A 14,778-nucleotide genomic window follows, 5' to 3' on the forward strand; every position below is an offset into this window, starting at 1 on the left:
ACCAATGAAAAGACAATATTAAAAAGCAGACGGCACAACCATCAGGAGTATGTGATCGTGTCAAAATAAATGATGTTGAGAGAAGTGACTGTTTACTCTTATCAGACAGTCTCTTTTTTTCATACACTTTAATAGTCTAAATTCTTAGTTAAACGTTTAAATTATGATAAAGGAGTGAGAGCTTGAAACTGCTGCGAAATGATGCTTTTGAAATATACTTATCACCAGAAGGCACTGTTGAATCCTTAATATTGACAGACGATCCTGAAAAGATGAACTGGGTAATTGATTTACAGTATGTAAGGGAAGCGGGGTACTCTGATCAGGATAAACGATTTGGACAGTGGAGTGCTATTATTGATGATGAAGTAATTGAGAGTGTAAATCTGCAAACACAAATTGAAGTTGCGGATGAAAATGTAGCTATTGTTACTTTTTTACATGATAAATTTAATGTTAGATATGAATATCATCTAAATATTAGTGGTGAATGGACATGGAACATTCGTTGTTCAAATCTGACTAATTATCCTTTAACGGTAACCGGATTTCATAGCTGGTTTTCTCTAGCGTACATCATGTTTCGTGATACTGATGTATTGAGGAACATGAATCATTCATGTGCGGTATTCCCTCATGTGGGAGGGGACTTTGCCAAATTTGCTGCTATGCGTAGAAACAATGAGGCTCCTCATCTTGCCATATACAGTACTGGAGAGCCAGTTGCAGCCTTTGGTACGTATTGCAGTTATGTAAACCGTTTTTTGGAACAGGTCTCGCCATCATTGGATGGAATGCTTTACCATCGATTATCATTTGTTGAGGATGGAAGATCGATGGAGCAGTCAGCAGACAGTGATTGGATCTACGGCGGAGGGTACTCTTCTATTATCCTTGAACCTTCGGATGAAAGAGAATGGTCATTTGTTTTCACATCATTTAAAGAACAAGAAGAGTTTTATAAAAAGGCGCAAAAGTATGGACATCCACATTGGACATATTCGCCCGTTACTACTACTGAAGGGAAATTTTTTGCTGAAGTGAATTTGCCAGAAAAAGATACTTTGCATTCAGTTAAAATTTCAAGTGTAATAGATAAGATGGGTACTGTTAAGGAAACCGATATTTCAAATGAATTTAAGATTGTTTCTGATGAAAAATCTAAACGTTTACGTGCTGTCTTACCTCTGAGAACAGCTGGGGAAATTAAGCTAGTAGCTAAACTAAATAACGGAAAATGCGATGTATTAGTTGGTAATGTTCTTGAGCCCATTCATCATATACTCGAGGAAAGAGCCACATGGTTATGTGACAATAGTTTTAATACTACGCAAGAAGCTCGCCCATACGCATTTTTACCATTATCGAATCAAGGAGAATCGCTTGGTAAATTATCATTTATCTTGATGAAAAATCTTCTATCGACACCAGTGCCGACACAAATTAATAAAGTTGAAACATCTGCGGTTCTTGATATAAAACAGCATTGGTTTGAAGATGGAGATTTTATGACCCCCAAACCGCTATATGGTTCTTTTTACCGTATTTATGATTTTGATTATATTGGACACGTATATTATTTATTGTCTAAATTTGATAAAACTTATTTGAATTTTAACGATCCACAAGTCTATTTATCTTGGGCCGCTCAAGTGATGTGCATGAGGTTGGATCCAAATTGCCATCGAAATAAACGTGAGAAAGAAGAATCCCAGCTTGTAGGTGTATTTATTCTTTATATTAGTGACTTGTTAGAGGATCTTAAAAAGAATGAATCCGTTTATTGGTACGATAAGCTTAATAAGCTTTGGCTAGATTTCGTAAAAGGGTTAAAACAAGGTTCACAAGGGTACCAGGGAGCTATAACGGAACATTTTTATGATAATGCCGGATTTGGACTTACTTGTGAAGCATTAAGCCTCGCTAAGTTAACGGATGAGGCAAAATTGTATGCTCCGCTACTTATTGCGAATATAGGATTTAGTAATGATTATAGAGCTAATGCGCCGGATCGTTGGTGGGAAGCATTATCTTTTATGACACATTCGTTATGGGGGGGATTAGTAGCCGGTGCTGCACGATCCTCCTATGAAGCAATTGGAGACACACGGTTAATAGAAGCCGGTTATCGAGCAACAATGACTATGTTTAATTGTTATGATTGGAATGTCCAGTCGACAACTCGCAAACTAAAGCGAGGTGAGGCAGCTTCTACCTATAGTATCGCTGCTCCAAATTTAAATATGCCCGAACTTTCTAGAAACAGATTCGGACAATCTATTTTTAAGAAATCAAGCGACCCATTATTTAGCAGTCTCTTTTCTAATATCGAAGGTGACGATTGGGATATGGGAGAAGAGCTCGTTGCTTATATGCTTGGTTTTGGTTCAACAACATATCTGTATACAGATGACGTAGGGAATCTAAGATGTGTAAATGGTTTTATAGAGCCAATCGAAAAGGGTTGGGAGATTACTAGTTATGCTGCATATCCAACCAGATATGTAATGTTGGAAAGAGGAATCACATTCAAGGCGAAACCTGGAGAAAACGTCAAAAGTGTATGTTTTATAAATGGCAAATTTGAAAGTTCAGTATTGAAAATACAGTAATTAATATCTAAAAACAGTTATCTAGTATAAAAACACCCCCGTAAAAGTTAGTTGGATGTCTAACTTTTACGGGGCAGTTCAATTGCCAACTTTCGTTTTTTTCTAGCGTAGTTCAGGCTTTCGAAATTCTCTCTTTCGAAAGTTTGCTGGAGAAATACCTTGTTTATTGGTGAAGACCGAGGAGAAATATGCAGGAGTGCTAAATCCTAATTCATCAGCTATACGAGCAATCGACCAATCTGTTTGAATGAGTAGTTTTTTTGCTTGTTCGATCCGATATTGCAGTAAGTAATCCATTGGGGTCACAAGATAGACTTTTAACATGCATTTGGCTAAGTAGTTGGGATGATAGTTAAATTCGGCCTTTAGTACGGAATTCGTGATCTTTGAGGTATAGTTTTGACGAATAAACAACTCAATTTTTTCAGCAAGCTGAATTGCTGTTGAATTGATTGAAATCGCTGACTCATAGTTTATATTTTGCATAAAAGTCTGAAAAGCAGTTTGCTTCTTCCAATTGCGAAGTGAACGCGGATCATTATCCAAGGAATAAAATTCGGTAAGATCATTCATGGATTTGCTCGACAGCTTTAATTTCTTGGGGATAAAGATTGAGCTTACTTCACAATGGTTGAGATAAGCTTGCTGTTTATGTTTTTCAAATAAAGTAATTTGGTTTTCGTAGCACTCGTCGATGCTCTTCATTTCATCCCATGCTCCAAATGTTTGAAAATGGATCCATGTTATTTCCGTCTCTTCTTCACATGGGGTAGTACCATAATGATGTGCATCGGGTCTTAATATAATGGCTTCATTTTTGTGTAAAATCCACTCATTATCGTTTTCTCCTATGAACAACTTTCCTTTCGTGATGATAATAATATCAAATACATTAATAGAATAACGGCTTACATGTCGCTCTCCCGGCAAGAAAGTATGTTTCCCACTGTCAATAAAATAAGGAATAGGTGGAGTTACAAAGTGCATGATTAAATCAGACATTATTATCTCCTCACTTTGCGCTGTAATAGTCGCACATTCAATTTGGGTAGAGATCGTTTTCGATAGTACTAAAGTTAAAATGTCGAATGGTGAAAAAACATAAGATAGCAATAATATCTAAACGTTTCACTAAACTCAGTTCTTTATTTGTGAAATTATGTAACCTCAGGATGAATAAGAGACTTTGGTATCAAAATAACATATTTCAATATAACATTCAAACATAAAAATATAGGTTGAAATTACACAAATATAGGTTGGGATTTTAGTTTTTCAATGTAAAATAGAAGTGATACAATTAAGTAAGCGTTTCCACTTAGTTTTAAGTGAGTATTAATAATCCAATATACTTGGGCCAGAAGCTAAACGATTAACTTGACACTTGAATGCCCTAAAAGGGAGGAGTCAAACCAAATAATTTTTACTACATGCTTTAAGATTGGTTACAAACTAAAGCGAATTATGAAGGGAGATCGGGGTCAATGAAAAAAGGAAAGAAAATTGGGGTAGGCCTTATTTTAGCTACATTGTTAATGATTGCTGTTGGATGTGGAAACAACGGGGGGAACACAGTATCGCCAGAAGAAACTGTAAAACCATCTGAAACGTCTTCTTCCAAAACGGAAAAGGTGAAAATTATTTATTCGATGTGGGGTAGTGCTGAAGAAGGAAATACGACACAGACAGTTGCCGACAAGTTTAATGCTTCTCAAGATAGAATCGAAGTGGAAGTGCAAGCGATTCCTTGGGAGAACTATATGACAAAATTAAATACACTTGCAACAGCAGGTCAATTGCCAGATACAGGGATGATGCAGGAGGGCGGTGTCATTCAATGGTCGTCTGAAGGTATGTTGAATGATGTAAGCGCTATGTACGAGGGAAGCGATAGCAAGCCACTAGACAGCTTAGCCTACAAATATGAAGGCAACACCGTAGCATATGCTGCAGCCAATGAAATTCTGTTGCTCTATTATAACAAAGACATGTTCGATAAAGCTAACGTACCTTATCCTCCATCTTCACTTGATCAAGCATGGACATGGGACGAATTCGTAGCAACTGCAAAGAAACTGACGATCGACAAAAACGGTAAACATCCTGGTGAGGATGGCTTTGATTCACAGAGTATCGTTCAATTTGGTGCTTCTATTGAAAACCTTCCATGGCAGCTGGAAACATGGGCAGTAAGTAATGGCGGAGGTTTCTACAATGAGGAAGGTACAGAGGTTAGGGTAGGGGAAGAAGGTAGCATCGAGGCAATTCAGAAAGTCGCTGATCTATACTTGAAAGATCATGTTGCCCCGTTGTCCGTAGGACAGACTGATGACGGTATTCAGCGAACGATCATTGCAGGCACTGTCGCTATGGCAACGAACGGTCAATGGAACATAGGAACTAGCTTGAATACTGCAAAAGAAGAAGGGTTGAACTATGGCGTAGCCGTATTGCCTTATATGAAGGATAAAGTCACCCTCAATACAGGTGGAGCCAACGTCGTATTCTCTCAAACTAAGCATCCGGAAGAGGCGATGGAGTGGCTAAAATGGTACAATTCCGAAGAAAACAATTGGGCACTTATCTCATCTGGTATTTGGATGCCGACTCTAGATAAGTGGTATAAGGATGAGGAACTTACACGAAAATGGGTCGAAAATCCAAACTTCCCTCCATATGACGAATACAAGTCAGCAGTAGTCGACTACGCACAGTCCTCTGCCGCGAGACCTGCTTCGTGGTTCTTTACGAATAATACTACGGACTTTAACACTTTGCTCGGATCAATTTTGGGGGATGTATGGACAGGAAAAACTACCGCTAAGGACGCTATCACCAAAAATCTTGATGCTTTGAAAGCTGCTAACAAAGGCAACAAATAAAAGATAGGTTTAAGCTTCTGATGTAACTTTTCGTTACTAAGAAGCTATCAATAAACACAAGAAAAGTTTGAGGGATGACCGTTATTGTGAAGTAACGGTCATTCTTTACAAATGAGGTGGGGAGCGAAATATGGAAACCATTAATAAGCCACAGAAGCGCCGTTCCCGTATTTATTCCAGTGAGGCACGCGTTGCTTATATTTGTTTGATTCCTGCATTTTTAGGATTATTCTTACTGACGTATTTACCTCTTTTAGGGGTGTTAGGAATCAGTTTGACGAATTGGACTGGGTTGAAAAGTCCCGAGTTCGTAGGCTTAGATAATTATATTAAAATATTTACTACCGATCCTTATATTAAAGACTCTATTATCGCAACGATCTATTTTGCTATTTTATCCGTAGTCGGAAGCATGATATATTCGCTATTTATTGCGATGCTACTGAATCGTAAAATTCCCGCGAGAGGTTTTTTCAGAGCTGTATTTTATGTTCCTTATGTTTTACCATCCGTAGCGATCTACGTAGGATGGTCATGGCTCTACGAAGGGAATTTTGGGTTTTTTAACTATCTTCTCTCGGAAATGGGCTTGAAAAAAATTCTCTTTATAGCAGATTCCAGCTATGTCGTTCCTTCTCTTTCATTGATTTCTGTTTGGCTGGCGGGAAACTTGATCGTTATCTTTTTGGCTGGACTTCAGAACGTTCCGAGTGTATACCATGAAGCGGCCGAAATGGATGGTGCCAACGGATGGCAACGCTTCCGTCATATCACCTTGCCGTGCATGACACCAATCATTTTCTACAACTTATTATTGAGCTTAATTGCGAACCTTCAAGTTGTTACGCCGGCACTTGCATTAACAAATGGTGGCCCAGGTAATTCTACTAGATTCTTGACTTATCTGATGTATGATCAAGCATTTGTCAATTATAAGATAGGTTATGCTAGTGCAACTACTGTAATCATTTTTGCTATTCTAGCGGTCTTTGCTGTTGTGTTGTTTAAGACATCCAATCTATGGATTTACAATGAAGGAGGCGACGACAAATGAGTGTAGTCGTATACGGCAGATTAAGAAGCCAGAAACGCAAAAACATAACAATGAACATCATAACATTTGTCGCCGTCGTTATTTTTGCAATTCTAGCATTGTTCCCTATCTGGTGGATTTTTCGCACGTCTCTCATGAGTAACGCTGAGATTTACAGATATCCGCCATCTCTTATACCGGAAAATTGGTTGTTTTCAAATTATGAGAAAACGCTAGAGATATTCAAATTTTGGAAATACCTATGGAACACGATGTTGATTATCGTTCCCTCCTGTTTGGCAGGAACATTTACGGCTTCTTTATGTGGATATGCCTTTGCAAGATTACGTTTTCGGGGTAAAAATTTTATCTGGGCACTTTGCGTAGGTTCAATGCTTTTACCTGCTATGGTAACGCTTATACCGCTGTATATCGGTTGGACACGAGGCCTTGGATTCAATGATAGCTATTGGCCATTAATTCTACCGTATTTTTGCGGAGGGGGCGCATTTAATATCTTTTTGATTCGCCAGTTTATTATGTCCATTCCGAGAGAACTTGACCAAGCAGCAACGATCGATGGGGCTGGATACTTCCGCATTTTGTTCAGTATTATCATGCCAGCAATTCGTCCAGCGATGATCGTAGTAGCATTGTTTATTTTCATTGGATTATGGAATGATCTGCTCCAGCAGATGATTTACATTAACTCGAGCGATAAATATACAATTGCACTTGGATTAACGAACTTCAGAGGTCAATTAAAAAGTGACTGGTCGCTGACAATGGCAGCAACATGCTTATCTTTTGCTCCAGGAGTTATCTTTTACTTAATTGGTCAAAGGTATTTTGTAGAAGGAATTACTCTGACCGGATTAAAAAATTAGTTTAGTCGTCAGAGGAGAGTATTTAATTGATTTATAATAATAAACTTACGAATGTGTAAACAGGAGGTTATTATGAAAACGATTACAAAGAAATTGATTCCACTGATAATTGCACCATTGTTGCTTGTTCAAACGCTTCCACTAGGGATTGGTATAGCGTCTGTGGCAGCTGCGGCCAATGATGATATCTCTAATGCCAGTCTTTCTGCCAAGATTGGTGATTTAGGACAGATTGAAGAGCTGTATATCAATAATAATCCTACAAACAAAAAAGGTAATCCTATCAATTTTGTTCTACCTAACAATACGTCGCCGCAAAACAATGTCCAACATCAGTGGATGGGCGAAATGATTTTTTCTTACCGTACCGGTGACAATGAACAATTTCCTGACAACAGGGATGGTTTTGTAGAAGTTGATACCAATAAAACATTGGCTGCTGGAGGTTCAACTACCTATTCTAATATCAATCCTAATAACCCTTATATTGAGAAAACGACTTCAATGGACGGCAACAAAGTAGAGGTCAACTTTATCGGACAGGATCTGGACTCCACAACTCAGAGAGCGATGAAAGGTTTTGACGTGAATTCTGTGTTTGATATGGACACGGAAGATGGTTCGATGCTATGGGAAATTACCTTGAAAAACAAAAGTAGCAAATTTATTGAATTCGGTGATGTCGGCTTGCCGATGCCATGGAATAACAAATATTTAAATGTATCAGATACGTATGACAACCGTCTTACTGTACATAACTTTGCTGGTGCTGACAGCGGTTATTCTTATGCCATCCGGACGAGCGGTGAAGGAAACTTCATGATGTTCACCCCGGTGCCGGAAAGCGGCGCACGTATCGAATATGTTGATTATTGGTTGGGTGATACGGGTGAACTGCGTAATGGAAGTACTTACTCAAACTGGGTTGGTGACAGCGGCGGTTGGTTTCCGGGGCTAAATGTTCTATATATCCACTCCAAGGATATACAGAAGACCGGACGTGGATATTTTAGCGATGCCTCAAGCCTGATTTTGGGGCCAGAAGAGGAGAAAACGTATCAATTTAAATTTTCAGCGGTACGTGCAGGCGACAATGATCCGCAAATGAATGCTGCAAGTCCAAATAATGCTTCTAATTCTATGGAAGATCGTGAGGCAAACCTTCGCTCTATCCTATATAAATCAGGCATGATTGATGCAGTAGCACTTCCCGGTTTTCAGACTGCGATCAATATGCCTACCAAGCTGGCTCTGCACTATGATGATAGCAAAATTAATGTAAAAACGATAGACATTCAATCGGTTCACGAGAATGATCCTTTTGATGCAACACATATCCCAGTTATCAAGTCCGGCCAGACCAGAGAGAAAATGGTCAACAATACCCGTGGCGGTCGCGGACTTCCTGGTGGAAATCCGGGTTATTCAGAATCCGTACAGTTTGTAGAAACCAAAATCATAAATGGTGAACAGTATCATATCTATTCGCTTACTTTTGACAATATCGGAAATAACAGCGTTCGAGTGGAATATGAGCTAGACAACGGTAGCGAGATGATGGACAAATTTACCCAATTTGAATTCAATGTTCTGACTGAACTTGACGAAACGGTGCAAGCCCACTCCGAATTTATGGTGGACGTGACACAAGATAAGGACCCGAGTAGTCCTACCTTTGGCATCTACCGTGACCATTATCTTACAACCGGAATTGACATGGTCACTAGTCATTGGGGAGATGATTGGAGCCACGATAACATCAACTTCATGGCGATGAAGAATTATCTTGATCCAGATCCTGATGAAATTCGCTCAATTGAAAACTACCTGATCGACTTCATGTGGAATAATTACATGAAAAATACGCAGAAGACTTTTATGGTTGCGAACTACCTTAAAGATTCAGGTATTTACACAAATTCAGAAAAACCTTATGTACGGACTTTTTCTGAAGCGATGGAGGCAACTGGTTATTTCAACATGTATCGGGTCCAAAAAGCATATCCCAATCTGATAGAGTATCGCGAATCTCCGCAATACTATTTGGAAAAAGCCTATGGCATATACTATAACCGAGTCGATACTGGACCAACTGGATTCTACGGTGAACAGCAAATTCCGGATATGATTGAGGCACTGAAAGAAGAGGGAATGCTGACTGAGTATGAAAATCTGAAAAAGAAGTTTGCCAAAGACAAAGCAACGAGTGTGACCAACGCCTCGTATCCTTATGGATCAGAATTTGAATATGACAATACAGGAGAAGAAGGCGCCTATGCCGCAGCCAAGGCGATGCGCACATACTATCCTGAGGATCCAAAGGCAAGCGCTGCCTTGAAAAGTATGGAAATGGATGACTTGAAGACTCGTGCTATGCGGGGTATTCAGCCTACCTGGTACTTTTATTCCGTACCGGTATTCCGTGCCGGCGAAGGCTGGTGGAACTTCCAATATACGGCTTCCTTGGCAGGATCTATTATGGATGACTGGCTCCGTTACGATGGCAGCGATAGAACACCGGACCAGGCTGCTATCGCACAGCAGCGAAACTATGCAGCGAAAATTTCAAACTTTAACGCAGTCAATATGGGACAAATATCAGCACAGTCCATAGGAGGTATCGCTTGGAGATACAATGCTCAAAAGGGAGGAACTGGTACAAAAGACGTATACGATGGTGGTACGCGAGTTATGAACAACGGCTGGCAAGACTTTTCTGGCGAATCAGAGGAAGGGCTCTATGGCTCGCTATTGCGTATCAGTTCTGATATTGTCACCGATCCGGTATTTGGGCTTTTCGGGTATGGAGCTTTGGTCACTGATGAAAGTGGTGTTTACCATATTACACCAAAGGACGGTTTTGGTAAGCGTATCAACTTAATCGATGAAAAAATTTACCTAGTCTCGCAAAGCGATAAAATTGAACGCGCACAGATTCAAAAAGACGGCAGCGCATTTACGCTACAAATCTCGAATCTAGCTAAAAGTGAGCACGCTTCAAGGATTACTTTTGATGGAGCGGGAGTAGAAAATGGTTATTATACAATTAAGTTAGATGGTGTAGATGCAGGACAGTTCTATGCGCAGAACAATAAAGGTGTTGCTATGTTCCAAATGAGCAATGCGTTAACTGCTGAATTGACTATTGAGAAGTTAGATACGGGTGAAAACCAAGCCCCGCAGGTTACTGCAGAGGTGGCAACGGAAAACCCACAGGCAATGCTTCCATTTATGATAGACGGAATTGTGACCGACGACGGTGCACCGAATGGCGCGTTGACCTACCAATGGGAAGTTGTGAGCACTCCGGAAGGTGGTAGTCTGAGCATTACTAATCCTAAGTCAACTACTACAAAAGCAGTCGGTACTAAAGGAGGCTCATATACGGTCAAACTCATTGCGAATGATGGGCATTTGACTGGTTCTAACGAACTGACCTTTGTGTTAGCTGCACCGCCAGAAAAACAGCCGCCAGTCATTGGCGATTTGACTGTAGTTAGGGATGACTCGAATAATAGTATTCTTATGTTATCCGGCACAGCAACTCCGGATCCAATATACAGCGTGGTATTTGATCCCGAATTGACTTATAGTTGGACTGTCAAGCAACAACCGACTGGCTCTGGGGATATTACGATTATTAATAGCGACAAAGTAAATGCAGTCACCCGTATTAGTAAGGCCGGCACTTATGTGTTCACCTTTACAGCGGCTGATGAAGACAAGACAGCAAGCAAGGATATAACGATTGATATCGATGAAGATACGGATGGCTCATACCGGGCTATCAGCGTTGTGACGCAAAAGGGCACAGTCCCGACACTTCCTAGTCAGGTAGATGTTCTGACTGATGATGGATATGTGAAGAGTGAGATTGTATGGGATGCGGTTGATCCAGCTCAATATGCGAATGATGGGGTATTCGTAGTCCAGGGGAATATCACGGACAGTGAATTTAAGGTAAATGTCACTGTATATGTCGTGAAATCACAACCATTGAACAACGCACTGACTGCAACACCTTCTGCCATTATCAATACCGTTAATGACCTAGGTGGGGTAAAAGGTTTAAATGATGGATTCGATCCGATTAGATCGAGTGATACCAGCCACGGCGCTTGGCATAACTGGCAAGGAGATCAGGGTGGCCCTGCATGGATCAAGTATGAATGGAGTGAAGCCTTCTTAGCCACTTCGATGGATGTATATGTCTTCAGAGATGGCGGTGGAAGTTTCCAACCCACTGATATGAAGCTCCAGCTTCGTGATGAGAATGGAAAATGGTACACACCAAGAGCGATAAACGGACTTGGGAATGAATTGAATAAATACAACACAACTACTTTTGAGCCTGCCTATATAACAGGTGCTCGTATTGATATGAAACCTGTTACCGTGGGAAGCGGTATTCTAGAATGGAAGGTTAATGGATATACAGGGGGGACAGGGACAGACAAGACGGAGCTAGCAAAAATTTATAATTTTGCAAATTCATTAAAAGCTGCCAATTTTACTGGACAAGGTCTTACACCGATTGCTGATGCGAAGATGGCTGCTTCCGCTATGATAGCAAACAAGGATGCTACAGAAGAGGAAGTTGCACAGGTGATTGAAAAGCTGCTGACAGATATGCAGTTGCTCACTCCTCTCAATAATAATGCGGCGTTTTCAGCAATTGTCTCAGCAAGTTTCACTTCGACTTGGGAGAGTCTTCCCGCATTAAATGACGGGCTGAAAAATGCTTCAACCAACCCTCATTGGGGTACCTGGGGCAATGCAGGCTCTTCGGAATGGGTGCAATATGATTGGCCGCAAGGTGCAACAATCCAAAGCTCAAATTTGATGTTGTGGACTGATGGAGGCGGTATATCAGCGCCTACAAAGTTGGTGTATTCTTATATCCCGAAGGATAGCAGTACGAATGCATGGGTAACGTTAGATACCATTTCTACAGGCATTATAGCTTCAGCTACGCCAGTGGGTTCCTCAAATATATATGGAATTGACCCGGTTCTGGAAGTTAAAGCGCTACGAGTTACGATGACAAAGAAAGCAAATAATGGTGAGGGCGTTGGCTTATGGGAATGGGAAGTTATCCAACCGATGATCAAACAGGATCAGACGGCACCGACAACACCGACAGGAGTTGCACCGACAACTAGTATTGGAAATGACGGAAAGCTCATTGGTGTAACAGCGTTCATGGAGTATAAGAAGGAAGGTGCGGAACAATATTCTGCAATTACAGGAGTAGAGGTTACAAACCTTACTGCTGGCAAATATTTTGTCCGGTATATGAAAACTGATTCCCTGAATGCCAGCCCTGATAAGGAAGTTGTGATTCCAGAATGGCAGAAGCAAGATCAGGCAGCTCCAGATAAAAGCGGATGGACGATTACAAACGCTAATTCGGAGACCAATTCAAAAGGGAAGATAGAAGGCTTAAACAATACTATGGAATATCGACAGCTAGGCGAGGTAAGTTATTCGCCTGTAAGCGACACAAGCATAGAAAATCTGGAGCCAGGTAGCTATCAAATTCGCTATGCAGCGACAGAATTGTTAAATGCAAGTCAGTCAGTAACCGTGGTGATTCTTAATGAAGCTAAGGACGATAGGGATGCACCAAATGCGGATGATCTAGTCATTACGCCACCTACAATAGCGGGTGGAAACGATGGGAAGATTGAAAATGTAACTGTTGAGATGGAATACCGCAAGGTAGATGGTGGTGCCTACACGCCGATCAGCGGAAATAGTATCGAAAATTTGAAAGCAGGTAGCTATGAAATTAGATACGCAGAGACAGGCACGGAGAATCCAAGCTCAGCCATCGTAGTTGTAATACCTGATGGAGCAAAGCAGGAGCAAAATCCGCCGTCGAATGCAGAAGTCAGAGGTGTGAATGTTAGTGTGATCGGCGCTATGGATGGAAAGATAACAGGCGTAGTGTCCACGATGGAATACCAGAAACAAGGAGCTGATTCCGACGTTTGGATGGCTATCACAGGCGTAGAGATTGTAAATCTTGATATCGGAACCTATTATGTGAGATATAAGGAAACTGCAACTCACAAAGCGAGTGATTCTCTGACGGTCATCATAGGCAATTCGGATGTAGGCCCGACCAATCCACCAACGTTGCCACAGACACCAGATCCCGTGACCAACAAAGTTGAAGGAGATACGATTAAGGTTGTACAACCAAAGGTGGATAAAAAGACTGGTATAGCCACAGTGCCAATCAGTCAGGAAGACATCAATAAAGCTTTGAAAAATGCAAAAGAAAACAGCGACGGTGTACAGACTATAAGGGTGGAAATACCGCAAACAGAGGGAGCAAGTGCCTATTCTGTTGAACTTCCGCAACTTGTATTAACATCGAACCAAGCAAATATGAAGGTGGAAATTGTTACGGAATTCGGAACAATGGTTGTACCTGCAAATATGCTAAAAGCTGTAGAAACTGGTGAGAAAAGTGTTGAACTGACTATTAGTATGGCAGACACTTCAAAGCTTGATCCTAATCTAGTAGGTGTGATAGGTAACAGACCTGTAATAGAATTGGGTGTCAAAATAGAAGGAACGGCAGTAGCGGGGAACAGCTTGAAAACACCGATGGAGATAAAGATACCATATACGCCTACTTCTGAAGAACTGGCAAACTCTGAATATCTTGTTGTTTGGTATATTGATGAACACGGCAAGCATATTCAGATAAACAATGCTAAATACGACGCTGCTGAAAAAGCTATCGTATTTACAACGACTTATGTTGGTAAATATGCAGTTGCTTACACCAAGAAAAGTTTCAGTGACGTAACAAAGAATTCATGGTACGAAACAGCAGTTGAAACTATGGCATCTAAGGGCTTTATAGATGGAACAACGGATACAAGCTTCAGTCCTGACAACCAGATTACAAGAAGTGAATATCTGGCATGGCTTGTAAGGACATTGGGACTTACAGCCGAATTTAACACAAACTTCAGTGATGTGTTGGTAACCAACAAGTATTATGACGAAATAGGAATTGCCAAAGCACTTGGAATAACCGTAGGCTACAATGGAAAGTTCAATTATGAAGCGGAAATTACAAGGCAGGACATGGCTGTGATGACGATAAGAGCATTGCAGGCAGCAAATAAAGTATCAAAGATCGGTACTGCTGATGACCTTAACAAGTTTACCGATGCAGAAAAATTAGCAAAATACGCATCGGAAGATATGGCTACAATGATTAAGATGGGCTTTATAAACGGACAGGGCAATAACATTCTGAGTCCTACCGGTGCGACAACCAGAGCAGAAGCTGCACAGGTTCTGTACAATATTTATTTGCAGCAATGAAGATTAAATATAAC

6 protein-coding genes are annotated in these 14,778 nt (G+C 40.7%); 5 read left to right on the top strand and 1 reads right to left on the bottom strand.

Going from position 1 to position 14,778, the window contains the following annotated elements:
• Positions 1-182 precede the first annotated feature (182 nt).
• A complete protein-coding gene (locus tag NAG76_12345; GenBank protein ID URN92655.1) occupies positions 183-2,612 on the top strand; it encodes a hypothetical protein in 2,430 nt (809 codons plus the stop codon).
• Between the two features lie 102 nt (positions 2,613-2,714).
• On the opposite strand, the gene NAG76_12350 is transcribed toward NAG76_12345, so the two are convergent.
• On the bottom strand, positions 2,715-3,614 hold the full coding sequence (locus tag NAG76_12350; protein URN92656.1) for a helix-turn-helix transcriptional regulator: 900 nt from the start codon (positions 3,612-3,614) through the stop codon (positions 2,715-2,717).
• A gap of 482 nt (positions 3,615-4,096) precedes the next feature.
• Between NAG76_12350 and NAG76_12355 the strand changes: the two genes are divergently transcribed.
• The 4 genes from NAG76_12355 to NAG76_12370 all read left to right on the top strand — a co-directional run bounded on the left by NAG76_12355 (position 4,097) and on the right by NAG76_12370 (position 14,764).
• Positions 4,097-5,494: a sugar ABC transporter substrate-binding protein gene (locus NAG76_12355; GenBank protein ID URN92657.1), complete on the top strand. Its 1,398-nt coding sequence runs from the start codon at positions 4,097-4,099 to the stop codon at positions 5,492-5,494.
• Positions 5,495-5,624: 130 nt separating this feature from the next.
• Positions 5,625-6,548: a sugar ABC transporter permease gene (locus NAG76_12360; protein ID URN92658.1), complete on the top strand. Its 924-nt coding sequence runs from the start codon at positions 5,625-5,627 to the stop codon at positions 6,546-6,548.
• Positions 6,545-7,414 (top strand): carbohydrate ABC transporter permease, encoded by an 870-nt coding sequence (locus tag NAG76_12365; GenBank protein ID URN92659.1) that lies wholly within the window; start codon positions 6,545-6,547, stop codon positions 7,412-7,414. Before NAG76_12360 ends, NAG76_12365 begins: the two co-directional genes overlap by 4 nt.
• 72 nt (positions 7,415-7,486) lie before the next feature.
• The gene (locus NAG76_12370) at positions 7,487-14,764 is read left to right on the top strand and encodes a DUF5695 domain-containing protein (GenBank protein ID URN92660.1); all 7,278 of its coding nucleotides are present in this window, start codon (positions 7,487-7,489) and stop codon (positions 14,762-14,764) included.
• Positions 14,765-14,778 lie beyond the last annotated feature (14 nt).

This window comes from Candidatus Pristimantibacillus lignocellulolyticus (genome assembly GCA_023639215.1).
Taxonomy (GTDB): Bacteria; Bacillota; Bacilli; order Paenibacillales; family Paenibacillaceae; genus Pristimantibacillus; species Pristimantibacillus lignocellulolyticus.